At 61.8% G+C, this 26247-nt stretch carries 20 protein-coding genes; 7 read left to right on the plus strand and 13 right to left on the minus strand.

Translation table 11 applies throughout. From position 1 onward, the window contains the following. Positions 1-22: 22 nt before the first annotated feature. Entirely contained in the window at positions 23-490 is a 468-nt protein-coding gene (locus HF027_RS05475; protein ID WP_168013650.1) for an SUF system Fe-S cluster assembly regulator, read from the minus strand. Positions 491-1027: 537 nt separating this feature from the next. On the opposite strand from HF027_RS05475, the gene HF027_RS05480 reads away from it, so the two are divergent. The 6 genes from HF027_RS05480 to HF027_RS05505 all read left to right on the plus strand — a co-directional run bounded on the left by HF027_RS05480 (position 1028) and on the right by HF027_RS05505 (position 10954). Beyond that, positions 1028-2374, plus strand: a complete 1347-nt coding sequence (locus tag HF027_RS05480; RefSeq protein ID WP_168013652.1) for a UDP-glucose dehydrogenase family protein — start codon at positions 1028-1030, stop codon at positions 2372-2374. 8 nt (positions 2375-2382) lie between these two features. Then, positions 2383-4302 carry a glycosyltransferase gene (locus HF027_RS05485; protein WP_168013653.1) on the plus strand — a complete coding sequence of 640 codons (1920 nt, stop codon included), beginning with the start codon at positions 2383-2385 and terminating at the stop codon, positions 4300-4302. A 45-nt stretch (positions 4303-4347) separates the two neighbouring features. Continuing rightward, entirely contained in the window at positions 4348-5901 is a 1554-nt protein-coding gene (locus HF027_RS05490) for a PilZ domain-containing protein (RefSeq protein WP_168013655.1), read from the plus strand. 70 nt (positions 5902-5971) lie between these two features. After that, entirely contained in the window at positions 5972-6862 is an 891-nt protein-coding gene (locus tag HF027_RS05495) for a polysaccharide lyase (protein WP_168013657.1), read from the plus strand. A 40-nt stretch (positions 6863-6902) separates the two neighbouring features. Beyond that, entirely contained in the window at positions 6903-8150 is a 1248-nt protein-coding gene (locus tag HF027_RS05500) for an alginate lyase family protein (RefSeq protein ID WP_168013659.1), read from the plus strand. Between the two features lie 38 nt (positions 8151-8188). After that, positions 8189-10954, plus strand: a complete 2766-nt coding sequence (locus tag HF027_RS05505; protein ID WP_168013661.1) for a tetratricopeptide repeat protein — start codon at positions 8189-8191, stop codon at positions 10952-10954. A gap of 133 nt (positions 10955-11087) precedes the next feature. Here HF027_RS05505 and HF027_RS05510 read toward each other — a convergent pair whose 3' ends face one another. From HF027_RS05510 to HF027_RS05560, 11 genes are all read right to left on the minus strand, one after another. Further along, positions 11088-12383 (minus strand): adenylosuccinate synthase, encoded by a 1296-nt coding sequence (locus tag HF027_RS05510; RefSeq protein WP_168013663.1) that lies wholly within the window; start codon positions 12381-12383, stop codon positions 11088-11090. A gap of 52 nt (positions 12384-12435) precedes the next feature. Beyond that, positions 12436-13617 (minus strand): ATP phosphoribosyltransferase regulatory subunit, encoded by a 1182-nt coding sequence (locus HF027_RS05515; RefSeq protein WP_168013665.1) that lies wholly within the window; start codon positions 13615-13617, stop codon positions 12436-12438. A gap of 258 nt (positions 13618-13875) precedes the next feature. Next, positions 13876-14760 carry a protease modulator HflC gene (gene hflC / locus HF027_RS05520; RefSeq protein WP_168013667.1) on the minus strand — a complete coding sequence of 295 codons (885 nt, stop codon included), beginning with the start codon at positions 14758-14760 and terminating at the stop codon, positions 13876-13878. Next, positions 14760-15998, minus strand: a complete 1239-nt coding sequence (hflK, locus tag HF027_RS05525; protein ID WP_168013669.1) for an FtsH protease activity modulator HflK — start codon at positions 15996-15998, stop codon at positions 14760-14762. The genes hflC and hflK overlap by 1 nt, the downstream gene beginning before the upstream one ends. A gap of 161 nt (positions 15999-16159) precedes the next feature. Continuing rightward, positions 16160-17476, minus strand: coding sequence for a ribosome rescue GTPase HflX (gene hflX, locus HF027_RS05530; protein WP_168013672.1), 1317 nt, complete (start codon positions 17474-17476; stop codon positions 16160-16162). 14 nt (positions 17477-17490) lie between these two features. Beyond that, entirely contained in the window at positions 17491-17736 is a 246-nt protein-coding gene (hfq, locus tag HF027_RS05535; protein WP_136253071.1) for an RNA chaperone Hfq, read from the minus strand. 124 nt (positions 17737-17860) lie between these two features. Beyond that, a complete protein-coding gene (gene miaA, locus HF027_RS05540; protein ID WP_168013674.1) occupies positions 17861-18823 on the minus strand; it encodes a tRNA (adenosine(37)-N6)-dimethylallyltransferase MiaA in 963 nt (320 codons plus the stop codon). Further along, complete coding sequence (gene mutL / locus HF027_RS05545; RefSeq protein ID WP_168013676.1) at positions 18823-20793, minus strand: DNA mismatch repair endonuclease MutL; 1971 nt, start codon at positions 20791-20793, stop codon at positions 18823-18825. The genes miaA and mutL overlap by 1 nt, the downstream gene beginning before the upstream one ends. A gap of 119 nt (positions 20794-20912) precedes the next feature. Then, positions 20913-22241, minus strand: a complete 1329-nt coding sequence (locus tag HF027_RS05550) for an N-acetylmuramoyl-L-alanine amidase (protein ID WP_425338666.1) — start codon at positions 22239-22241, stop codon at positions 20913-20915. Positions 22242-22336: 95 nt separating this feature from the next. Continuing rightward, positions 22337-22822 (minus strand): tRNA (adenosine(37)-N6)-threonylcarbamoyltransferase complex ATPase subunit type 1 TsaE, encoded by a 486-nt coding sequence (gene tsaE, locus HF027_RS05555; protein WP_168013680.1) that lies wholly within the window; start codon positions 22820-22822, stop codon positions 22337-22339. Continuing rightward, positions 22800-24305 carry an NAD(P)H-hydrate dehydratase gene (locus tag HF027_RS05560; RefSeq protein WP_168013682.1) on the minus strand — a complete coding sequence of 502 codons (1506 nt, stop codon included), beginning with the start codon at positions 24303-24305 and terminating at the stop codon, positions 22800-22802. Before HF027_RS05560 ends, tsaE begins: the two co-directional genes overlap by 23 nt. 116 nt (positions 24306-24421) lie before the next feature. Here HF027_RS05560 and queG point away from each other — a divergent pair, with 116 nt between their 5' ends. Beyond that, positions 24422-25528: a tRNA epoxyqueuosine(34) reductase QueG gene (gene queG, locus HF027_RS05565; RefSeq protein WP_168013856.1), complete on the plus strand. Its 1107-nt coding sequence runs from the start codon at positions 24422-24424 to the stop codon at positions 25526-25528. Between the two features lie 83 nt (positions 25529-25611). Here the strand turns inward: queG and orn are convergent, their stop codons facing one another. Continuing rightward, positions 25612-26199, minus strand: coding sequence for an oligoribonuclease (orn, locus tag HF027_RS05570; protein ID WP_168013684.1), 588 nt, complete (start codon positions 26197-26199; stop codon positions 25612-25614). Between the last annotated feature and the right edge of the window lie 48 nt (positions 26200-26247).

The following is a 26247-nucleotide window of genomic DNA, read 5'->3' on the forward strand; positions in this document are numbered from 1 at the left end:
CGAGGAATCCGGGCGTTGTACGTTAGCAACCGGCCTCGCTGGCCAGGGTCACGGATTGAATGGGTAGCCTGACCGGCAACTTGATTGGCGTGGTTTCGGCTAGATGCGCGAGCGTCACGCTGTCGAGCAGCGTGCGCACGGCCAGCGACACTCGCTGCCAGTTGTCGGACACACCGCAGGTTGCCGCCAAATCACAGTCACCGTCATCTTGGCTGCACTCGGTCATCGCTACTGGGCCTTCAATGGCCGTAATAATGTCAACGGCACTGATCTGGGAGGCTGGGCGCGCCAGGCGATAACCGCCTTGGGCACCACGCTGCGACGTCAAAAGGCCAGCGCGCACCAGCATCTTCAACGTCTTGCTCACCGTGGGTTGAGGCAGCTGAACCTCCTCGGCCAAGTCCGCGGCGGCATGCGGCTGCTCCGGGTGACGAGCGATCTGCGCCATGACCACGGCAGCGTAATCGGTCAAACGGGACAGTTTCAGCATGGTGCCACTCCTTACTGAGCGCAGTGCGCATCGCGCGGTGACGGCTTGCTTGGCGAAGCGACCTCGGATTGAGGACCATTTTAGTCCTGTATAAGGACGATGTGAAGCCTTCACACCTTCCCCGACAGGCTTATCGACAAATGACGGCATAATCGATGCCAATGTCATCACAAATAGCAATCAATCGCATTGACTGCCCTCCCCTCAACCTCTTTCTCTCGAAGAATGATCTGACGACAGACCACACCCCCTCCCAAAACTAAAAAAGCATATATATATCAGAAACATAAGAATACGCAAGGATAAGGACGTCTGCTTTAGACGACACCGTAAGCCATTGAATAAAAAGATTTTTTAAAAATCCATCATTCAGCGTTGCCAACTCGCAACGCAAGCTCGCCAATCTCACACCGGCCGCCTGCCTCCATAACGACCAGAGAGACTCAAGCTATTGAAATATATGCATTAATATATAAATGGCCTTTTATTTGCTATCGCCAGAAGGATATCCAACGCAGAACAGGGAGCCATGCTGCAATGCACATTACGATTTTTGGATCTGGCTATGTCGGCCTTGTCACCGGTGCCTGCCTTGCCGAGGTCGGCCACAAGGTCACCTGTGTCGACATCGATGCCGACAAGGTCGAGCGCCTCCAGGCGGGTGAGATTCCTATCTACGAACCGGGCCTGTCACCGATCATTCAGCAGAATGTGGCAGCGGGTCGCCTGCACTTCACCACCGATGCGGCCGAAGGGGTGGCCTTCGGCACGCTGCAGTTCATCGCCGTTGGCACCCCATCGGACGAAGACGGTAGTGCCGATCTCAAGTACGTGCTGGAAGTCGCGCGGACCATCGGCCGGCATATGGACAAGTACAAGATCGTCGTCGACAAGTCTACGGTTCCCGTCGGCACTGGTTCGCTAGTGCATGAAGCGGTGGCCGAGACACTCGCCGAACGAGGCATCAGCCTCGACTTCGATGTCTGCTCCAACCCGGAATTCCTCAAGGAAGGCGCTGCAGTTGAAGACTTCAGCCGTGGGGCACGCATCGTGGTAGGTACCGAGTCGGAAAAAGTGCGCAGCTTCATGCGTGAATGCTACGCGCCCTACAACCGGCAAAAAGACAAATTGATGTTCATGGACGTGCGCAGCGCGGAGCTGACCAAGTACGCCGCGAACGCCATGCTGGCTACCAAGATCAGCTTCATCAACGAGATCGCCAATCTTGCCGAACGCCTGGGTGCCGATATCGAACACGTCCGCCACGGCATCGGTAGCGATCCACGTATTGGCTATAGCTTTATCTATCCAGGTTGCGGCTATGGTGGCTCCTGCTTCCCCAAAGACGTCAAGGCACTGGCCCTCACCGCCAAGCAAGTCGGCGAGCCGGCCAGCATGCTCAATGCCGTTGAACAAGTGAATGCGGGACAGAAGACCCGCTTGTTCGACAAGTTGGTACAGGCCTTCGATGGCGATCTGGTCGGCAAAACGATCGCCGTCTGGGGGCTGGCCTTCAAGCCAAACACCGACGATATGCGTGAGGCGCCGAGTCGTGCACTCATGGAATCTCTGTGGCAGGCCGGTGCCAAGGTTCAGGCCTTTGATCCCGAAGCCGCTGACGAATGTCGCCGTATTTATGGCGTGCGCGACGACCTGACACTCGCCACACGGCGTGACGACACCCTGGAAGGTGCCCATGCGCTGGTGATCTGCACGGAATGGAAGGCCTTCCGCACCGTCGATTTCGAGCAGCTGCATGAGTCACTTCTCACACCCACCCTGGTCGATGGGCGCAACCTCTTCGATCCCCAGACTGTCGCTTCAGCTGGTCTGGCCTACTACGCCATTGGCCGGGGCAACTCGCTTAAGCCCGCACTGGCCTAGGAGCCGAGATGTCGAAACTGCCTGCCAACACCTCCGTTGCCAGCAAGGTGACGGAGTTGACCACGCTATTGCTGGGGCTCGCCCTGCTGGTGGTACTGCTGGTTGAGCTGCCTGCCGATGTCTTTTCTCCCGAATCGAAGAGCTTCTTCTTTGCTATCGGGGCAATCGGCATCTGGCGCTATTCCTGGTGGTTCCTCCAGGCGGTGCGTTCTGTCTGGTTCAACCGCCGGGTATTCCCGCGCATGCGTGCCGAGGCCGACGCCGCCGACCAGGTCGCTCGTGCCAATGAGCTCTTCGTGCTGTGCACCTCGTTTCGCATTGAGCCCGAAGTCAGCTTTCCGGTTTATGAGCGCCTGGTTCGTGAAGTCAGCAACTATGGCGTACCGACGACGATTTTTGCCTCCATCTCGGATCGTAGCGACGTCGATGTGATCACGCATGTCATGGATGAACATGGCTGGCCTGAAAATATCGAGATCCGCTATATGTTCCAGAAAGGCGATGGCAAGCGCTCCGCCATGGCCGAGGTGCTTCGAGCAATTTCACGCCGCCAGCCGGCACCAGGCGCCCTTCTGGTCTCCATGGATGGCGATATTCTGCTCGAACCGGGAACACTCGAGCGCTCGTTGTCGTTCTTTCAGACGCGCGACGATATCGGCGCCCTGACCACCAATAACAACGCCATCGTGACCGGCAACGATGCCACCAAGGAGTGGTACGACCTGCGTTATGCACAACGCCACCTGGTCATGAGCTCAATGGCCGTGTCTGGGCGTCTGCTGGTACTGACGGGGCGCTACAGCGCCTTTCGCGCTGACCTGGCCACCCACCGGGACTTCATCGACCTGGTCGAGAATGACCACGTCGAGCACTGGCGCTTCGGTAATTTCAAGTTCCTTTCCGGGGATGATAAATCGACCTGGTACTGGCTGCTCAAGAACGGCTGGAAGATGCTTTATGTGCCGGACGTCTATGTGACCGGCTTTGAGGAACTGCCGAACCGTAAGCGCTTCTTCGCCTCGACCACCGACCTGATGCGTCGCTGGTACGGCAATATGCTGCGTACCAGCGACCGAGCCATCAAGCTCGGACCGCGGCCAATGGGCATCTTCACCTGGTGGAGCCTGGTGGATCAGCGCCTATCGATGTGGACCACGTTAATCGGTCCCATTGTCGCCATCCTAGTGACGCTTTTCATAAGACCGTCGTTTATCTTCGCCTATCTACTGTGGATCTTGTTCACACGCAGCGTCTCGACTCTGATCCTTGCCTGGCAGCGAGGCCGCTTCAGCCTGCTGTGGATACCGATGATTTACTACAACCAGGTATTTGGCGCCCTGCTGAAGACCTTTGTCAGCTTTCGTTTCAATCGTCAGAAGTGGTCGCGCCAGGGAATTTCGGCCGGCGAACCGTCGGATGCTATCGCCGTGCGCCGCCAGCGCCGCATGGGCCACGTTCTGCATGCCTTTTTCGTCGGCGTGATGGTTTATGTATTGGTGCTCTCTACCGGCGTAATGCGGATACCCGATTCGACCGCCATGAACATCCTCGGCGACACCACCCAGGAAAGCGAAAGCGGGGCCGCTCAGGGCGCTGACAATCGTTGGCTGGCCACCCTGCTTAATGACGGCAACCGCGACGACATTCAGCTGCCGCCCGGGGTGCTGCGCCTTGATGCCGCGCTACTGGATCAGCTTAAAGAGACACCCTCGCCGGCAATGCGACTACACGGCGCCGACGGGGCGCTGCCGACCACGCTGGAAATGTCATCGCGCCTGGCAAAACACCTGCACGATGCCGAGGGGCAGCCGATCACCGATCCCGATACACAAGAATGCCGTTCACCCAACAGCTGTGAGCTAAAGCTCGGCGACGACACAGTGACCCTTGTCGATATGCGCCTAAGCGTGCAAACGGGCCAGTCATAGCGTCCGCCTCACGAGCCAGGTGACCATTCAAGGAGACAATTCCACATGACCGACTATTTCGCCGACAACGACAGCGACAAGCGCAGTGAGCCCACCCTTGGTAGTGGGCACCAGACGCCGCAGCCATCACGAAAGCCCACGGCTCAGCAGAAAACCACGCCCCCTGGAGAGGCGGTGGAACATGAGCGCCGTGACGAACGTCGACACTTCCGTGTCTCGCCGCCCTTCACGGTCAAGCTGGACGACGGCAATAGCTTCACCGGCAGCGACGTGTCCCAGGGCGGCTTCGCTCTCTACAGCGAGCGCCCCTTCCGCCCCGAGGCTCGCATCAAGGCCTCGTTGCTGATCATGGCCGGCAACACGGAACTCATCGTGCCGGTGGCCGCCGAATGTCGCCGTTGTACTGAAGAAGCTTCCGGTAACGGCTATAAAGCGGCTTTCGAGATCATCGACATGGAGACCTCTCACCATGAGCTGCTGCGTCGCATCATTCGTGCCTGTCTGAGCGGTCGCCAGATCAGTGTCGAAGGACTTCTCGAGGGCGAGGATGCCCAGACACCACGGCGCCGTCAGAAAAGCCAGGGCGGCACGCAGGCAGAGGCCGCCCAGCGTCCGCCCAAGCCGATGGGGCGGTATATCGCGCTATTCGTGGCCTTCGGGGTGCTGATGCTGGCGCTCGCGGCCACCGCATATCGTAACTTCATGCTGATCGAGCCTAGCTTTGCCGCCGTCACGGCACCACGCATCGACATTCGCGCACCGGGTCCCGGCATTCTAATGGAGCATGGCCTCACCGCGGGCGACCGCGTCGAGCGCGACGAGAAGCTCACCCGCGTCAAGAACACCGACCTGGAGTCGGACCTGATCCTCGCCAAGGCGGCGCAAAGCTACAACAGTCAGCTGATCGATAACCTGGATGAAAGTCTCGCCTCGGCGGCCCAAGAGGTCAGCGTGGCTAATGCCTCTCAGCCTTCCAGTGGCGAGACATCGAGCTTCGAGACAGTGTCTCCGGCGGTAGCCAAGACGCGTATTCAGCAGTTCAAGACGGCCCGCGACTTCCAGAGTTCGAGGATCACTGCCCTGGAATCACGCCAGTCCAAGAATGATATCTACAGCCCCTGCAACTGCCTCGTGGCCTGGGCCTTGAGTAGCGCCGATGGCACCTACATCAATGAAAGCGAGCGCATCATGACGCTGATCCGCACCGGAGAGGACGAAATCATGGTCGAGGCGCTGGTACACATGGACGATATCGATCGCATCGAACCCAACCAGCAGGCCTACATTTCGCTGCCGAACGTTTCGGGTCCGGTCAATGCTCGGGTTCGCAGCGTTGCGCTGGATATCGAACGCCAGCCGCGCGCCGGCTTCCCGAGCTGGGTACGTCAGCAACAGAACGTCGCGAGTGTGCTGCTGGTGCCTGAAGAACCACTGCCAGCCACTCGCGTCGGCACCCCTGTCGACGTGCGCTTCACCGAAGACCCCTTCCTGGGGGCCACGGCTGAATGGGTATGGCAAGGCGCTCGCTCGGTCATCCAGCTCGGCGAAGGCATCTACGACTCTCTCGCCGGGGATTCGGATACCGCACAGGCTGGCTGAAGCCGTTCCCCAACGACCGATTCATCTCGCGTGCTCCGCCCTGACGGAGCACTGCTGCAAGGAGCCCGTCATGTCCAACGCGACCCTTCTTTGCGCGCAGCGCCCACTTACCGCCGCGATCACCGCGGTGGTCCTGTGCCTGCTACCGTTGTCTGCCTCAATGGCCGACGAAGGCACGGCCTTGGGTACACCAACCCAGAGTGCCTGCTCGCAACGCTACCCGCTGGTGGCAGCGACAAGCCCTGAAGTCGATGCAAAGGATCCCCAGGCTGCCATTCGCCAGGGCTTCACGACCCATAAAGACTGGGGCACCGACCAGAATGCCGAGGTGCTCGGCGCTCACCAGACGGGCCTCGGCGAAGCCGGTCTGCGCGTGCACTATCCGGCAAATACCTCATCCCCCGGGGATACCGATATCGGTGGAGCCGGTTTCTATGCGGCCCCGGCCTCACTGGCTGGTGCCGAGACGGCCTGCCTTTCATACCAGGTACGCTTCGCGCCGGACTTCAATTTTGTCAAAGGCGGCAAGCTGCCGGGACTGTTCGGTGGCGAGGCGCCTAGCGGTGGGGAAGAGGCCAACGGCAAGAATGGCTTCTCGATGCGCTACATGTGGCGCAAGAACGGTCAGGGTGAGCTCTATGAGTACGCGGTCGACCAAGATAAGGAATATGGCAAATCGGTCGGCCGGGGGCTGTGGTCCTTCCCCACCGGACGCTGGGTGACCCTCGAGCAGGAAATCGTGCTCAACGACCCGGGCCAAGCCAATGGCATCGCCCGTGTCTGGGTGGATGGGCGCCCGATCCTCGAGCAGCGGGACATCATCTATCGCACCACCAGCGACGTAACCATCGATGGCCTAATGTTCTCCACCTTCTTCGGTGGGCACGGCAAGGACTGGCGGACGCCCAGCGACCAGCATGCCGACTTTGCCGCCTTCCGTTTCTATGCGCCCACGTCATGACCAATGCGCATGGTCACCCTTTCACAGGAGCCCTGAGTCCATGATCCTGCCATTTAAGCACTGTTGCCTTTCGAGGCAGCTGCTCGCAGGCCTCTGTGCCCTGCTGGCCGGCCTCGTGGCAAGCCTGCCCGCGACGGCCATGACCCTCGAACAACGCGCGGAACTTGATCTGTCTGAGTACAAGGTCACGGACCCGCAAGCCTCGTATTTTGAGGTCGACGAACGCCTGGCAATGCTCGAGCAGACCGATAACCCGATACTGATTCAGGAAATCGACCAGTTGGCGACTGGCAAAAGCTGTAAGCAGCTGATGGCCATTGATCCCATTACCACACGCCTGCGAATTCCCGGTTACTACCCAAGCCCGGAGGCATGGAAGCTCGCCTCCGAACCCCTGTTCGAATTCTCCGACAGTGTCTCGGGACTGGCCGGCGCGTATATGGCCACCGGCGATGACTACTATGGCGAGTGCCTGGTGCGCTTTCTCGACCAATGGGCCAACGATGAGGCCCTCACCAACTTTTTCTATGATTCGAAGGAACCACAAGCCTGGTTTGCCACCGAGTCGATGATCTTCGCCGCGGCCATGGCCTACTCGACGGTGGAGCCGCGGATCGGCGGGATGGAGAAGGAAAAGGAAAGGATCGAGGCCTGGCTCAATGATCTGGCCCACCAGCATGCCGATATCCAGGGGCAGCCGGGCAATAGCTGCTGTAACAACCACTTCTACCGCCGCGCCCTCTACGCCAGCATGGTCGGCGTCCTTACCGAGGACAACGAGCTGTTCCGTTTCGGCGTCAGTGCTATCTATTCGGCCCTGCACGACATCACCAAAGAGGGCGCCTTGCCGATGGAGGTCGCTCGTGGCCGGCGCGCCACCCACTACCAGAACTACGCCTTGCTCTACCTGATAACCAACATGCAGGTCATCAGTCGCCAAGGCTACGAGATCTTCGATCTGCGCGTTGAAGGCAACAGCATCCATGAGGCCGTCGACTTTGCCCTTGCGGCCTTCAAGGATCCAAGCGTACTTGGCGATATGGCCCCGCACGAGCAGTACACCGGGTTTCTCAAGGACAGTCAGTATTTCGCCTGGATGGAGATCTACCAGTCACGTTTCGACAACCCGGCAATCGCCACCTTTCTCAAGCAGGTCCGTCCCGTCTACAACCGCAGCGCCGGCGGTTACATGACGCTTTACTTCATGGACCCCGATGCACAGCGCCATATCGTCATGAATCAGGAGAAGCGCGAAACCACGGCGTTCAAGGGGCTCGGCCAGGAGTGATGCCGTCCCTTAACGCTCAACACGAGGTCAAAAAACACATGTATAAGTCTCTCTCCCTACCCCGAACCACCCGCCCCCAGGGGGTGACGCCCTGGCTCACCCTTACGGCCATGCTGCTGGTGATGACGGGCTGTGCCAGTACCGCCCAGGATCTAGGCACCCACGGCACTGCCGCCCTGCCTGCCGAGTATCAGGACTGGTTCGACGGCGGGCAGCCCAAATATCTGGAGTTCCGCCACAAGAATACGGTCCGCAAGGCCGACGAGGCACTGGCCGCCGGCAATCCGCGCGAGGCGATCCAACTCTTCGAGAGCCTGACCGCCCAAGGACTACCGAAAGGATATTACGAACTGGCCAAGGTCTATGACCATGGCGAGGAAGTACCTCGCGACCCGGCCAAGGCGGCGCAGCTGTATGGCCAGGCCGTGAGCACCCCGTCCTACATCCTCGGCAATGCCTCGCTGAACCTCGCCAAGCTATACCGGGAAGGCGACGGGGTCGAACGCAACGACCTGCTGGCGTACTACCTGCTGCAGCAGGCCATAGAAGAAGAGGTCGGGCGCGACGCCCCCGTGATGCTGGCCGAGTTGCTGGCCAAGGGCGCCGAGGGTATCAAGGCCGACCCAGCGCTCGCGGCGTCTCTGTATCGCAAGGCCGCCGAACAGGGCCAACCCGATGCCTTGCTTGCTCTGGCCAAGGCCCATCGTGCCGATGGCTGGCTGGCCGCCTCCCCCGAACAGGCCAACGATTACGCACAACGCTATGCCCGGGCCCTTGAGCGCCAGGCAGGCGACGGCGACGTGAACGCCATGATCCAGCTCTCCAAGCTCTACACGCCCACCGGCCTGCTGGGTGATCAGCCGCAGCAGCAGCTTCACTGGCTGATGCAGGCCGCCCAGGCGGGCGACACCGGCGCCCTGCAGCAAGCCGGTAAGGCATTGCTGGAACGCGGCGACGTGGAGCAGGGGCTATCCATGCTGCAGCGTGCCGCCAACAACGGCGATGTCGACGCCATGGGCACGCTGGGCAAGGTGCTACTCGAAGACCGCCTGGTACCGGCACGTCCCGATAGCGCACAGCGCTGGCTGAATACAGCCCTCGAGCAGGGCTCCACCGATGCGGCCGTGATTCTGGGACGTGCCTTGGTCGCAGGCGACGGCATGCCCGCGAATCCCCAGCGCGGCATTGCGCTGCTCAAGCAGGCCGCAGCTCAGGACGATGGCCTGGCACTGGCGGCACTGGGTGATATCTATCTGAGTGGCGAAGAGGTCCCGACCCAGCCGTATATGGCCGCCGACTACCTGAAGCGGGGTAGTCAACTCGGGCACCCCTATGCCAAGCAACAACTCGGAGAGCTCTACCTCAATGGTCGCGGCGTGACCCCCGACCCTGAACGCGCCGAAGCCTTGCTGCGCGAGGCGGCCGAGCAGGGACAGACCGGGGCCCTGCGGGTGCTGGGTGAAGGCTATTTGTCAGGCGAGGTGCTCCCGGCTCGCCCGCAGCAGGCCAAGAGACTACTGCAAAAAGCCGTCGATGCCGGCGATACCACGGCTATGACACGCCTCGGCGAAGCCTACATGCTGGGTCAGCTGCCCGCCGACCGGCCCTCTCAAGGGCTGGCATTGCTGGAGCAGGCCGCACGGGAAGGCGATGCCTACGCCATGGTGGTCATGGGGCGCGCCTACCGCGACGGCGAGGGCGTGTCGCGTGATCTTGCCAAGTCAAACTACTGGCTAGAGAAAGCCCGCGATGCTGGCCACCCCTCGGCGGAAGAAGCCCTCAGCCGCACCCGTCAGGACCAGGGGGCGGCCGGCAATATACGCGCCCTGGTCGAGGCCGCCGAGAATGGTCATCCTGGCTCCATGGCCGATCTCGGCGAGGCCTTTCTCAAGGGCCAGGGTGTCCAGCAGGATCTGGCGCGTGCCAGCCGCTGGCTCCGCCGGGCCGCCGACCAGGGACATGCCGGCGCGGCAGCCAGCCTGGGCCGCATGTATCTCGACGGCACCGGCGTGACCCGCGACCCGGCCAAGGGCCTGCACTATATCGAGCAGGCGGTCGCCAGGGGACATGCAGGTGCAAGGGCCGACCTCGGCGAGATGCTACTGAACGGGGAAGGCACCACGGCCAACCCCGAGCGAGGCATCCGCCTGTTACAACAGGCGGCCCGCGGCGGCCACCAGAGCGCACGTTTGAGGCTGGGTGAGGCCTACCTGTCAGGCGAGCACGTGGCACAGGATACCCAACGGGGCCTCGAGATGATCCGCACTGTTGCTGAGAGAGGCGATGAGTATGCCGCCCAGATTCTCGGTAAGGTCTATCTGGAAGGGACCGGTGTCGACGCTGACCCGAACAAGGCGGAACGCTGGCTGACCCAGGCCAGCGAAGCAGGCAACCTGTCGGCACAGTCGCTGCTCGGCACCGCTCTTCTGCGTGGCGACGGCAGTATGTCTCAAGATACGGCTCGGGGGGAGCGCCTGCTGACACAGGCCGCCGACCGAGGTCATGCCGGCGCTCAGGCGACCCTGGGGCGTGAATACCTGCGGGGTGATCACATCGAGATGAACCGTCGCCAGGGGGCCGACTACCTGCTAAAGGCAGCCCGCCAAGGGCATGAAACCGCACGCCTGGCGTTGGCCAAAGCCTACCTGTCCGCCAACGGGCTGGAGAATGCCAACAACGAACAGGCGCTGGTATGGCTGGACGGCGTAATGGGCGGAGATTCAGAGATGGCCTCTGAGACGCTGCATGAACTCCTGTCAGATGAAAGTGCACTCGCGTCTATACAGGCTACTGCTAGTCGCTAATCAAACCGATGGGGCAGAGCGCGTCTCCCCCATCGACAAGATGAACGCAGAAGATAGATACACAAAGGCCGGCAATATTGCCGGCCTTTGTGTGTTACTTACTTGTGTCATGCGCTGATGTGGCTTCGACGGCTCACTCGTCGAACGGGTTACGCAACACGATGGTTTCGTTGCGGTCCGGCCCGGTGGAGATGATATCGATCGGCGTGCCGACCTGTTCTTCCAGGAAGTGGATATAGCCACGGGCGTTGACCGGCAAGTCCTCGAGACGCTTGGCACCCAGGGTCGATTCGCTCCAACCCGGCAGATCCTGATACAGCGGCTCGATGGCTTCATACCCTTCGGAATCCACCGGCGTATCCAGCACCTCGCCATCCTTGCTGCGATAGCCGATGCAGACGCGGATGTTTTCCAGACCGTCGAGTACATCAAGCTTGGTCAGGCACAGGCCAGAGACCGAGTTGATCTGTACCGCATGGCGCAGGGCCACGGCATCGAACCAGCCGCAGCGCCGCGGACGCCCGGTAGTCGCACCGAACTCGTGCCCCTTCTCGGCCAGGTGGCGACCGTGATCATCGAATAGCTCTGTGGGGAACGGGCCGGAACCGACGCGGGTGGTATAGGCCTTGGTGATACCCAAGACATAATCGAGATACAGCGGGCCGACACCCGAGCCGGTCGCGGTACCGCCAGCCGTCGTGTTAGAGCTGGTAACGAACGGGTAGGTGCCGTGGTCGATATCCAGCAGGGAACCCTGGGCACCCTCAAAGAGGATGTTCTCGTCGGCCTTGCGGAAATCATGAACCAGGCCCACGGTGTCGCAGACCATCGGGCGCAGGTCCTCGCCCATCTGCATGGCCTCGTCGAGTACTTCCTGGAAATCGACCGGCTCTTCACCGTGATAGCGTGTCAGCACAAAGTTGTGATACGCCAGCACCTCGCCGAGTTTGGAGGCAAAACGCTCACGATGTTGCAGATCCCCCAGGCGTAAGCCACGACGGGCAACCTTGTCTTCGTAAGCCGGGCCGATGCCGCGACCGGTGGTACCGATCTTGGCCACGCCGCGATCCTTCTCGCGCGCCTGATCGAGGCGCACATGATAGGAAAGAATCAGCGGGCAGGCCGGCGACAGGCGCAAGCGCTCACGCACCGGTACGCCCTTTTCTTCCAGCTCGTGGATTTCCTTGATCAGCGCCTCTGGTGAAAGCACCACCCCGTTGCCGATGACGCAGGTCTTGTCATCCCTCAGGATGCCGGAAGGAATCAGGTGCAGGACGGTTTTTTCACCGTCGATGACCAGGGTATGGCCGGCATTGTGGCCGCCCTGAAAGCGCACCACCGCGGCGGCTGATTCTGTCAGCAGGTCGACGACCTTGCCCTTGCCTTCGTCACCCCACTGGGTGCCCAGTACGACTACGTTCTTGCCCATTGCTCTCGTCTCTTGATCAAAGAATCCGTCAATCGAAGCCTCATCACCGGCCTCAGGCCAGGTGAGACACCTGCCAGTCATCGCCCATGCGCACCAACTGGCGATTGCAGCGGTGCTCGGCGGGTCCAGTGCGTTGGCCGGGCAGAGCCTGCACGACACGCTCTCCGGCCTGGCGCAGGCCCTGGACGGCCTGGGCAAGGCCCGGGGCATCGTCGGCCGGGGCCCAGATACCGTCGCAGGGAGGCTGCTGCTCATCAAGGGTCGCCAGCAGCTTCAGGTCCATCGAGAAGCCGGTGGCCGGGCGAGCACGCCCAAAGGCTCGCCCGGTATCGTCATAGCGCCCACCCTTGGCCAGCGCCTGGCCATATCCCGGGACATAGGCCGCAAACATCATGCCGGTGTGATACTCATAACCACGCAGTTCGGCAAGATCGATATACATATCGAGTTGCGGGTCGGCCGCCGCCACGCCATCACACAATGCCGCCAATTGATCCAGGGCCGCAGCGACCGGTGCCGGCGCTTCGGCGAACACACGCCTGGCCTCATCAAGCACGTCAAGCCCGCCATGCAGGTCGACTAGCGCGAGGAACATCTCGGCAAGTGCCGGGTCCGTGACGCTCGATTCGACGCAGGCTGACAAATCGCCAGGTGATTTGAGTTCCAGCGCCGCGAAGATAGCGCGCTCCTCGTCTCGATCCAGCTCGGCCGCCTGCACCAGGCTGCGATAGAGGCCGATATGCCCCAATGCCAGATGGACTTCATGAGCACCGGCAGCCTTGACGCTAGATAGTGCCAGACGAAGGATCTCGAGATCCGCTTCGAGGCCGGCATGACCGAACAGCTCGACGCCAACCTGGACAGGGCTGCGACTGCCCTGGTGCTGATCAGACTTGGCCCGCAGCACGTTGCTGCAATAGCAAAGCCTCACCGGCCCCTGGCGTTTCAGGGAGTGCGCATCCATCCGCGCGACCTGAGGGGTCACGTCGGCACTGGCCCCCATCATGCGCCCGGTAAGCTGATCGGTAAGCTTGAAGGTCTGCAGGTCAAGGTCGGTACCGGTCCCGGTCAGCAGCGAGTCGAGAAACTCGAGCGGGGGCGGCATCACTTGGTCATACCCCCAGCGATGGTAGAGGTCGAGCAGCGCCCGACGCAGCTCTTCCATGCGCGCCGCCTGGGGCGGCAGCACTTCATCCATGCCGTCGGGGAGCAACCAGCGGTCAGCGATGGTCATGTTCTGTCCTGCCAAGGTTGAATGGCCTAACCGGGCGCTGGCCGGGACGACAAGACCGTCAAAAGGCCTCGGAATCCATGCCATGGAATGCATACCCCGTGAGAACGGAGTCGCACGATCCGTAGAAACGCCCACAAAAAAACCGGGCAACGCCCGGTCTCAGGATTCTACCACGTTTGCTGCAGTGATGAACCCTGAGCGGGGTGATCGTAACCCCGCTCGTTGGTTCACGCTAACGCACGCTTCACGCCGGCGCGATCACTGCTCGCCCTCTGGCGACGGGCTCTTGAGGTAGCGGAAGAAGTCACTCGACGGATCGAGCACCATCATGTTGCCACCACCGTCAAAGCTCTGACGATAGGCATCAAGACTGCGCCAGAAGGAGTAAAACTCCTCATCCTGCTGATAGGCCTCGGAGTAGATGGCTGCCGCCTCGGCATCACCTTCACCACGCAGCGTTTCAGAACGCGACTGAGCCTGCGCCAGCAGCACCTGGCGGCGACGGTCGGCATTGGCGCGGATACGCTCGGCCTCTTCCTGACCCTGCGCACGCCATTCCCGTGCCTGACGCTCACGCTCGGAGCGCATGCGGGAGTAAACCGCCGAGGATACGTCTTCCGGCAGGTCGATGCGCTTGACGCGGATGTCGCGAATCGCCACACCCAGTTCTTCGCGCATTAGCCTGTCAAGTTCCTGCGTCGGACCGGTCATCAGGTCATCACGGCGCTCGGAGATGATCTGCTGCAGATTGAGGCGACCGAACTCGTTACGCAGACTCTCGTCGACGCGGGGCTGAATCAGACGCACGGCCATCATCTCGTCACCGGCAGTCGCCTCGTAGTAACGGGTAGGGTTCACCACCTGCCACTTGACGTAGGAGTCGACGATCACCGCTTTTTGTTCACGTGTCAGGTAGCGGCTGGCATCGGTATCCAGCGTCAGCACACGCGTGTCGAAGGTCCTCACTGTCTGGGTGATGGGAATCTTCACGTGCAGGCCAGGCTGAATATTTTCTTCGATGATCTCACCAAAGCGCAGTTTAACGGCGCGCTCGGTTTCATCAACGATATACAGGCTGTTGCTGGCCAACCAGGCGGCAGCGGCGAGGCCGCCGACGATCAGCAGGGAGCGATTATTAATCATTACCGGCCCTCCCTCTGGATACCGCTGGTGCTATTGCTGGAACTTGAACTGCGACTGGACTGCTGGCTCTGGCCACGCTGGCGCTCAAGCTGCTGAGAGTCGAGATTCTGAGCATTGGCATCCTGATTGTTCTGACCGTTTTGCCTGGAGGTGCTGCCCGAACGCAGCTTATCCAGCGGCAAGTACATCATCGGGCTCGATTCTGCATCGACCAGCACCTTGTCGGTGCGACCCAGAACCTCGCTCATGGTGTCGAGGTAGAGGCGTTCACGCATCACACTCGGCGCATTCTCATACTGGGTCAGCAACGAGTTGAAACGGTTGGCCTGACCTTGCGCCTCGGCGACCACCGACTCGCGATACCCCTGCCCTTGTTCGATCAGACGCTGCGCCTGCCCCTGAGCTTCGGGGATGATCGCGTTGGCATAGGCCATGGCCTGGTTGATCGTACGCTGGCGATCTTCGCGAGCACGGATGACGTCATCGAAGGCATCCTGAACCGCATCCGGTGGCGCGGTCGACTCGATGTTGATGGTCTGCAGCAAAAGCCCCGTGCCATAGCTGTCCAGATAGGACTGCAGGCGGCTGCTGACCGCACTGCCGAGAATCTCACGACCGGAGGTCAGGATATCGATCATCTCGGTGCCGCCGACCACGTGGCGAAGCGCAGAGTCCAGCGCATTCTCGAGGCTAACCTCGGGATTGCGGACATTGAGCACAAAATCACGCGGATCGGAGACCTGATACTGGGCCGAAATTTCGACGGAGACGATGTTCTCATCTTCCGTGAGCATCGTTTGCGTCTGGGTCAGCGAACGAACACGCGTCACATTGACCATATGCACATCATCCACCAAGGGCGGATTCCATTGCAGGCCAGGTGTGACGATTTCCTGGAACTTGCCAAAACGCAGTACGACACCACGCTCTGATTGGTCGACCAGATAGAACCCTGAGGCTGCCCATACGGCCAACGCAATCACGATCAACAAGCCCGGAAGTGCGAAGGTGTTCCGCCCACCGCCTCCCGATTTATTGCCGCCGCCGCCACTACGCTTACCACGACCACCTAGGAGGCTATTGATCTTGTCCTGAAATTTCTTAAGGGCTTCATCGAGGTCGGGTGGCCCCTGATTGTCGCCCCCTCCTCCATTGTTACCGCCGCCACTACCACCGCGTCGGCCGCCCCCACTCCAGGGGTCATGCTGCTTGCCTCCACCAGGCTCATTCCAAGCCATACGTATTCTCCACTCTGCGTTGACTGCGTCGTGGATCGAGAGCGTCGCGTCTCGACCCATCATGCGATGCGAACGATCGTCATGCTCTATTCTGTGCCCCGGCCGTCCTGCCAGTAGCGCTAAGCGCCATCTTGCCCTTAATCAAGGGCATCAGAAAACCCTTAAGGTTCCCATACCGGCTTTTCCTGTTCTTCAGGAGGCAGATAGGTATCGGCTTTTTCACCGAGTCGCGCCATCAGCTGCATGAACTCACGCCTGGGCAGACGGATATCAAGCAGTGTGCGGCCTTGCTCATCGAAACGCTCTTCGCGCACGGCGCCCAGATCATGCAGGCCGGCACGCAGCTTGCCCTGCTCAGGCGCCAGCGCAATGGAGGTATCCAGCACATCTTCGACAAGGCATTCGGAGAGTGCCTGCTGCAGCAGGTCAAGCCCCAGCCCTTGCTGGGCCGACACCCATACCGACTGGGGGCGTCCATCACCATCACGTTCGATGCGTGGCGCACTGCCGAACAGATCGATCTTGTTCATCACCTTAAGACACGGCACCTCGTCGGCACCGATCTCTTCGAGCACCTCATCGACCTGCGCAACATTGAGCTCGCGATCCGGGTCAGCGGCATCGATCACGTGCACCAGCAGGCTGGCCTCGGCGGCCTCCTGCAGCGTGGCGCGAAAGGCCTCGACCAGCTTGTGCGGCAGGTGGCGGATGAAGCCCACGGTATCGGCCAGCACCACAGGCCCTACGTCCTCGATTTCGAGACGGCGCAGGGTCGGATCAAGCGTCGCGAACAGCTGGTCGGCGGCGAAGACACTAGCCTGGGTCACGCTATTGAACAGCGTCGACTTGCCGGCGTTGGTATAGCCCACCAGCGAAACGCTGGGGATTTCTGCCCGCGCCCTTGCTCGGCGATTTTGCTCGCGCTGAGAGCGCACCTTGTCGAGACGCTTGTGAATCGACTTGATCCGCCCGCGCAACAGCCGACGGTCGGTCTCAAGCTGAGTCTCGCCCGGGCCACGCAGGCCGATGCCGCCCTTCTGACGCTCAAGGTGGGTCCAGCCGCGCACCAGGCGTGTGGACATGTACTCGAGCTGGGCCAATTCGACCTGCAGCTTGCCCTCATGGGTGCGAGCGCGCTGAGCGAAGATATCGAGAATGAGCCCGGTACGATCGAGCACCCGACACTTCAACGCCTGCTCGACATTGCGCTGCTGAGACGGGCTCAGGGCGTGGTTGAAGATCACAAGCTCAGCATGATGTATCTCGCGAAGCTCCTTGAGCTCCTCGAGTTTGCCACTGCCGATAAAGGTACGAGAATCGGGGCGGCTCCGGCTGCCCTGCATCAGGGTAGCCGGCTCGGCACCAGCAGAACGCACCAGCTCGAGGAATTCTCCCGAGTCTTCGCGCTCCTTCTCATCCTGAAAGTCGACATGGACGAGGATCGCCGTTTCTCCGGCGTCGGGACGTTCAAAAAACAATCAGTACCTCGTAATCAGCTTTCCTCGGCCGCCGCAGGGTCCTGGGCGGGCAGGCGCACGTTACGCGACGGCACGACCGTCGAGATAGCATGCTTGTATACCATCTGGCTGACAGTATTACGCAGCAGGATCACAAACTGATCGAAGGACTCGATCTGTCCTTGCAGCTTGATACCGTTGACCAAGAAGATCGATACCGGAATGCGCTCCTTGCGCAGGATGTTCAGGTAAGGGTCTTGGAGGGACTGCCCCTTGGACATTTTGCTCTCCCTAATCTGTCTCTTTGATGTCGTTTTTATCGGCCTCGGCGCGGCATCTGCCACTCCTCGGCACGGATAGTGTGCGGCTCGAAAAGAACGAGCCAATCCAACCAACTATCTTACGCTATGTCCCGCAGTGGCGCACGAGATTCAAGGCTTCCTCGAACGGTTCAGCACCTTGGCTATCGATCCAATGCAGATCCGGCCAACGGCGCAGCCACGTCAGCTGACGCTTGGCCAGCTGACGGGTCGCTATCACCCCACGCTCGCGAAGTTCTGCCCGGCCATAGTGGCCATCCAGATGCTCCCATGCCTGACGATAGCCGACACTCTTCATCGAGGGCAGTCCCGGATGCAGATCCGGCCGCTCGCGCAGGGCAGCGACCTCAGCGAGGAAATCGCCGGCCAGCATGGCATCGAAGCGCTCGGCGATGCGCGCGTGCAGCAAGCCACGATCACTGGGGGACACGGCCATGGACAGCGTACGATAGGGAAAGGTTTCACGCTGCTGCTCACGCCATAGCTCGCTCATCGCCCGCCCACTGATACGCTGCACCTCAAGCGCTCGCATCAACCGCTGGGGGTCATTGGCATGAATGCGCGCCGCCGACTCGGGATCGACTTCGGCAAGCGCCTCATGCACCGCGCCAAGCCCGCCCTCGGCAGCCAATGCCTCGATATCGGCGCGCACCGCCGGGTCACTGCTCGGCAGGTTGGCGACGCCCTCGATGAGATGCTTGAAATACATCATGGTGCCGCCCACCAGCAACGGGACTCCGCCGGCCTCGCTGATGTTCGCCATTTCTCGCAGCGCGTCCTGGCGAAAATCCTCCGCCGAGTAGGTATCGGCCGGATCACGAATATCGATCAGTCGATGCGGGGCTCGGGCAAGCTCTTCGGCACTGGGCTTGGCGGTACCGATATCCATGCCACGATAGACCATCGCCGAATCAACGCTGATCAGCTCACAACCCAGACGCTCATGCAGCCCCATGGCAAGATCGGTCTTGCCCGCCGCCGTCGGCCCCATCAGCAGGATCGCCAGCGGGCGATCATCAGCCTTACTGGTCGTTGATGTCGCGCTCATCATTGCCCCCGCAGAAAACGCTTGTCGAGCTCATGCATCGACATCTCGAACCAGGTCGGGCGGCCATGATTGCATTGTCCGCTGCGCTCGGTGCGCTCCATATCGCGCAACAGGGCATTCATCTCGGCGATCGACAGGCGCCGATTGGCACGCACGCTTCCATGGCAGGCCATGGTCGAGAGCAACTCATTGATATGGGCCTCGAGACGATCCGAACGGCCATAGCGCTCGAGATCACCGAGCATGTCACGAATCAGCGGCTCGACATCTGCATCGGCGAGCAGGGTCGGCACCTGGCGCACCAGCAGCGTTTCCGGGCCAGCCACGTCGAGCTCGACGCCCAGACGGGTAAAGGCGTCGCGCTCTGACTCGGCGGTGGCGACCTCGCCGGGACTCGCTGCCAGAGAGACCGGCACCAACAGCGGCTGAGCCTCCAGCGCATCGCCGTGTACCTGGGTTTTCATGCGTTCGTAGGTGATCCGCTCGTGGGCGGCGTGCATATCAACCACCACCATGCCGCGTTCGGTCTGGGCGAGAATATACACGCCGTGCAACTGGGCGACGGCATAGCCCATGGGCGGCGCCTGAGTGGCATCGTCTTCGGGCATCGGCGTCGAGGGCGCACGGGTGGCCTTCGCCTCTTCGCGCTCGGCCAGTGCCGTACCGGCGGCCACCCCGCCGGGCGGCGTCACCTGGGGGGTCAGCAGGCTTTCTTCATGATCGGGGTGCAGGGCATGGTACCCCGCCATGAACTCGCGAACCTTGTTGGCACCGGGATGGCGCTCATCACTTGCCGGGCGCAGCGCCATCGGCTGCTGCTGCCAGCGACCCGACTCGCCAGCATGATCACCTGACGGGCCGGCCGAACCAGGCGACACCACGCCGTTGTGATCGACGCCCTGCTCGAGAGGTGCTCCACCCGCTTCACTCTCTTGACCAGGCGCATCGCTATTGGGCCGCACCTCGCCGAGCGCCCGATGCAGGCTCGAGAACAGGAAGTCGTGTACCAGACGCCCATCGCGAAAGCGCACCTCGTGCTTGGTGGGATGCACGTTGACATCGACCACCGAGGGGTCGAGTTCCAGATAGAGCACGAACACCGGATGGCGACCGTGGAAAAGCACGTCCCGATAGGCCTGGCGGACCGCGTGGGCCACCAGACGGTCGCGCACCACGCGGCCATTGACGAAGAAATACTGTTGATCGGCCTGAGCACGGGAGTGCGTTGGCAGCCCCACCCAACCCCACAGCCGGAGCCCGCTGGCTTCAATATCCAGGTGCAGTGCGTTGTCCAGAAACTTGCTGCCCAGCAGCGTGCCGATACGACGCTCACGCGAGGCGCCATCATCGCCCGGGCGCAGCTGGTGGACGGTCTTCTGGTTGTGGCGCAGGGTCCAGCCAATGTCGAAGCGCGACAGTGCCAGACGCCGGAAGGTCTCCTCGACGTGGCCGAACTCGGTCTTCTCGGTGCGCAGGAACTTGCGTCGTGCCGGGGTATTGAAGAACAGATCGCGCACGATCACCGAGGTCCCTCTGGGGTGCGGCGCAGGCGTGACACGGGGCTCCATGCGACGCCCCTCGGCCACCACTCGCCAGCCCTCACGGGGGTCGTCGGTAACGTTCGATGTCAGCTCCAGCCGCGAGACCGCACTGACAGAGGCCAGTGCCTCGCCGCGAAAGCCAAGGCTCGCCACCCCCTCGAGGTCATCGAGCGAGGTAATCTTGCTGGTCGCGTGGCGCGCCAGCGCCAGCGGCAGGTCGTCCTCGTTAATGCCTGACCCATCGTCACGCACCTTGATCAGCCGGGCACCACCCGCCTCGAGTTCAAGCTCGATGCGCTGGCTGCCAGCGTCGATGGCGTTCTCGACCAACTCCTTGATCACCGAAGCGGGGCGCTCGACCACCTCACCGGCGGAGATTTGGTTGGCCAGGCGCGGATCGAGCACCTGGATGGCATGCCTATCTGTCATAGCATCTCTGATCTGTCTGAAACGGGGATGAGGCACCGGACACCGGCCGAGGGCCGGTGTCATCGCCGATATCGGGCGCCGTATTGCCTGGTCAGTCGGAGCGCCCTCGCCCGCGAGGCTCAGCTGCGCGGAATGCGCAGCACCTGGCCCACCCGGATCTTGTCCCCGTTGATCTCGTTGGCCTGCTTGAGCATGGCCAGCGACACCTGATGGCGGGCAGCGATCTCGGATAGCGTGTCACCGGGCTGAATGCGGTACTCGTTACTGGCCTGGCCACGTCCCTGATCGCGCTGCCAGGCGAGCAGGCTACCCGGCGGCGGATTGCGGGTGAAGTGCGCCTCGATACCCGAGAAAATGGCCTGCGCCAATCCGCGCTGGTGCGATGGATCTTTCAGGCGCCGCTCTTCCTGAGGGTTCGAGATAAAGCCTGTCTCGATCAGCAGCGAGGGGATATCCGGCGACTTAAGCACCACGAAGCCCGCCTGCTCGACCCTTGGCTTGTGCAGCGTGTTGACCCGCTTGAGCCGATCGAGCACCTGCCCGCCAATGGCCAGCGAATCATTGAGCGTCGCCGTCATGGTCAAATCAAGCAGCACCCCGCGTAGCACCTCGTCCTTGTCACGCAGTGACAGGTTACCGTCCACGCCACCGATCAAGTCGGCACGGTTCTCGCTATTGGCGAGCCATTTGGCGGTTTCCGAGGTGGCACCACGCTGGGACAGGGCAAACACCGAACTGCCCTTGGGCCGAGAACTGGTGAAGGCATCGGCATGAATCGAGACGAAGAAGTCGGATTTCTGCTCCCGGGCGATGCGCGTGCGCTCACGCAGGCCGACATAATAGTCGCCGTCACGGATCAGCACCGCGCGAAAGCCCGGCTCTGCGTCGATGATGCGCTTCAATGCGCGGGCGATGTCGAGCACCACATCCTTCTCACGAGTACCGTGACTGCCGATTGCTCCGGGATCCTCGCCCCCATGACCGGCATCCACGGCCACGATAATGTCGCGCTTGGGATGCGGTGCCGCCTTGGCCTGCCCAGTGGGCGCCGCCGGCTGAGCGTCATCTTGCTGAGCGCGAATCATGTCCTCGATCGGATCCTCGACCGCACTCTCCCCCGGATATTCGAGATCCACCACCAGACGGTGGCCATACTGATCGTTGGGGCTCAGCGAGAAATGGCGTGGCTCGACACGCCGGCCAAGGTCCAGCACCACGCGCAGGTCGTTGCCACTGCGCACGCCCGTCCTTACCGAGGTGATGGCACTGCCCTCAAGATTCAACGCCTCGCTGTCGGTTTTAAGCGTGCTGTCCTTGAGATCGATCACCAGCCGGTCAGGGTTATCCAGAGTAAAGACATCGGCATCGACCGAGGACGATAGGTCAAACACCAGACGCGCATGGTCGGGTGCTGCCCACAGCCGCATGTTGTCTACATCGGCTGCCATGGCAGGCCCTGAAAGCATGCCACAGAGTGTTGCCAGCAACAGGACCGAAGGTGTAAGGCCGCAACGCCTAAGGCCTGAAATGGTAGCGATCACATTCATGGTGTCGTCGAAAAGTCCCTGTTGGCGGCCCAGTCGGCAAGCTGAGTAAGTACCAGACGTCCCCAATCCGTGTTGGCCTCAAGCCAGGCGCTACGCCCGGTATCCTGCACCTCAAGCTTGACGTTCAGGTCCGGTATCGGCAGCCAGCCAGCGCCGCGGCTTGGCCACTCAATCAAGCTCAGTTGATCATCGCCCAGCAGGTCACGGGCGCCCATGAACTCAAGCTCTTCTGGATCGCCAAGCCGGTAAAGATCGAAGTGCTGGATATGGACGTCACCAAGCTCATAAGGTTCGACCAGCGTATAGGTCGGGCTCTTGACCGCGTCCTCATGCCCGTAGGCGCGCAGCACCCCTCGGGTCAAGGTCGTCTTGCCGGCACCCAGCTCACCTTCCAGATGGACCTGCCCGCGTCCCTTTAGGGCGAGTCCCAGGGCTTTGCCGAAGGCGACCTGAGTCTGTTCATCCGGAAGTATCACGTACATCGTCTTTCCTGCCATTGATCAATCGTCGCGCATAGGATGCCAGATCACCGGCCAGCAAACCACGCTCCCCGGCCTCTGCCACGGCCTGATCCGCTGCCCTGGCGTGCAGCACCACACCAAGCCGTGCCGCTTCAGGCAAGCTGAGCCCTTGGGCGATCAATGCGCCCAGTATACCGGACAGCACATCACCCATACCGCCGCTTGCCATGCCAGGGTTGCCGAAAGGACAGACCGCGAGATCCTGAGCATCAGCGACCAGGCTGCCGGCCCCCTTGAGTACCATCACGCCACCATAGCGATCCACCAGAGAACGCGCCGCCTTCGGGCGATCGGCCTCAATCGCAGCGCCGTTGCTACCCAGCAGCCTCGCCGCCTCGCCAGGGTGAGGGGTCAGTAGCCAGTCGTCGCGCCCGACGTCGGGCCAGTGACTGGCCAGCAGATTCAAGGCGTCTGCATCCACCACCAGCGGCTTACCGGCGCCCAGCGCCGCCTGCAACATGGATTGCCCCCAAGCGCCAAGCCCCAGCCCCGGTCCCACCACCAGCACCGTGGCAGCACTTAGCAGCGATCCCAGGTCATTGGCGTTGCGCGCGCCATGCACCATGACTTCCGGGCAGCGCGTCAGGCTCGCCGTGACATGCTCGGGGGCGGTAGCCAGGCTGACCTTGCCGGCGCCGAGTCGCGCCGCGGCTTGGCTTGCCAGCAGCGCTGCCCCACCGAAGCCCGGCGCGCCGCCGATCACCAGCACATGACCGAATGCCCCTTTGTGACTATCCCGGTCGCGAGGGGGCAACGCTGTGTCTGCGCCGAGCCGCCATGCCGCCGGCTCAATATCCGCATGGTCGAGCGGCTCGACGCCCAGCGCTTCAAGGCGCACCTCGCCGCAGCATGCCGGGCCGGCACCGGTATGCAGGCCAAGCTTGTCGGCAATGAAGGTAACCGTAAGACTTGCCCGCACCGCCGACCCCAGCACAGCGCCTGTGTCGGCCGAGAGTCCCGAGGGAATATCCACCGCGAGCACCGGAGAGGCACTTGCATTGATCGCCTCGATCGCCGCATCGAAGGGCGAACGCACCTCACCGGCAAGGCCGGTACCGAGCAGCGCATCGACGATCAACTCGCCGTCAAGCGAGTCCTCGGCCGTCCAGGTGCTCATGCCGACACCCGCCTGACGGGCCATCATCGCCGCTCGGCCGGCATCGCCCTGAAGCGCGGCGGGATAGCGCAGGCTATAGAGCTGCACGTCGAGCCCATCCAGGGCCGCTAATGCGGCGATCACATAGCCATCGCCGGCATTGTTACCCGCGCCGCAGAACACACTCAGTCGCCTCGCTGCCGGCCAACGCTCGCGCAGGCGGCGGTATGCCGCTGCAGCAGCACGCTGCATCAGCGCAAAGCCTTCGATCCCCGCGGCGATGGTGCGCTGGTCAAGTTCACCTACCTGAGCCGCCCGGTAGAGCGGGCGTCCTGCCTCGTTGTGCATGTGTGGCTCCTCATATGACGACACCAAGAGACTAGTGTAGGGTGTGGGCGCTCGTCGCCCGACTGGCGACGCCAAGCCGCCACTTCAGCCGCCATCCACGCCGTGACTCCTTTCGCATGTCGACTTCCGTCTCCGCTAATCACGAGCTTTCCGCCCCAGACCTGCAGGCACTCGCCGCGCGGATCAAGACCTGGGGCCGTGAACTTGGCTTTCAGGAACTTGGCATCACCGACACGGACCTCGCCACCCACGAGCGCTATCTCGAACGCTGGCTCGAAGCAGGCCATCACGGCGAGATGGGCTTCATGGCCAAGCACGGCACCAAGCGCACCCGCCCGGAAGAGCTGGTGCCCGGCACGCTGCGCGTGATCAGCGTGCGCATGGACTACCTGCCGCCCGAGGTTGAGACCACCAAGGTGCTGGGCCAGCCCGATACCGCCTATGTATCACGTTATGCGCTGGGCCGGGACTATCACAAGCTGATCAGAAAACGCCTGGCCAACCTCGCCAAGCGGATCGAAGCCGAGGTCGGGGCCTTCGGTTACCGAGCCTTTGTCGACTCGGCCCCGGTGATGGAACGTGCCCTGGCGCAGAAGGCCGGGCTGGGCTGGTTCGGCAAGAACGCCATGCTGCTCAACCCCCAGGCAGGCTCGCTGTTTTTCCTGGGTGAGCTCTACACCGATCTGCCGTTGCCGGTGGATGCGCCTTTCGAGTCTGAGCACTGTGGCAAATGCTCGTCCTGCCGCACCGCCTGCCCGACCGGCGCCATCGTCGAGGACAAGGTCGTCGACTCGCGGCGCTGCATTTCCTACCTGACCATCGAGCTGCACGGCTCCATCCCCGAGCAATACCGGGAGGCAATGGGCAATCGCGTCTACGGCTGTGATGACTGCCAGCTCGTCTGCCCCTTTACGCGCTTCACAAAGATCAGCGAAGAAGATGACTTCTCGCCCCGCCACGATCTCGACCGCATCGAGCTGAAAAAGCTCTTTGCGTGGAGCGAAGAGGAATTTCTGGACAAGACCGCAGGCAGCGCAATTCGCCGCATCGGCTACGAGCGCTGGCTGCGCAACTTGGCAGTAGGGCTCGGCAACGCCCCCTGGAGCGAATCCGTGGAAGCCGCCCTCAAGGCGCGGCTGGCTTACCCCTCGGACCTGGTGCGCGAGCATGTGCGCTGGGCGCTTGAGCGCCAGTATCACAAGCGCGCCCAGCGCATCGTCTAAATATTTGCCTAGCTATGCCGTTACCTTTCTGAGCTAGCGTCTCTTTCTCAGATGGTCTGCACCTTTCTCACACTGCCAATCGCTTACTCTTCCTCGTCACGGGCCTGATTCGGCGGCTGCAGGAAGGTGTTGCGGTAATGTGCCAGCTCGGCCACGGACTCACGAATGTCGTCCAGTGCCTGGTGAGTGCCCTTCTTCTCGAAGCCGACAAGTGCGCCCGGATTCCAGCGCTTGGCCAGTTCCTTGAGGGTCGAGGGGTCGATATTGCGATAGTGGAAGAAAGCCAGCAGTGCCGGCATCTCACGCTCCAGGAAGCGACGGTCCTGATGCACGCTGTTACCGCACATCGGCGAACTCCCCGGCGTCACATGGGCTGCCAGGAATTCAAGCGTCTGGCGCTCGGCCTCCGCGGTATCGATGGGGCTCTTCTTGACCCGTTCGATCAGCCCCGAGGCGCCATGCGTCTTCTTATTCCAGTCATCCATGCCGTTCAGCAGGACATCAGATTGATGAACGGCGAGCGCCGGGCCTTCAGCAACCAGATTCAGTTCGCTGTCGGTGATCAAGGTAGCGATCTCGATGATGCGTTCACGGTTCGGGTCCAGACCGGTCATCTCCAGATCGATCCAGATCAAGAGGTCATTGCGTGGCGCGCCCTGCTCATCGGCCATGGTGGGGTGTCTCCTGGGTGGGTACAATGCAGGCCATTGTACAGACCC

It is taken from the genome of Halomonas salinarum (assembly GCF_012062845.1).
In the GTDB taxonomy this organism is placed as follows: domain Bacteria; phylum Pseudomonadota; class Gammaproteobacteria; order Pseudomonadales; family Halomonadaceae; genus Onishia; species Onishia salinarum.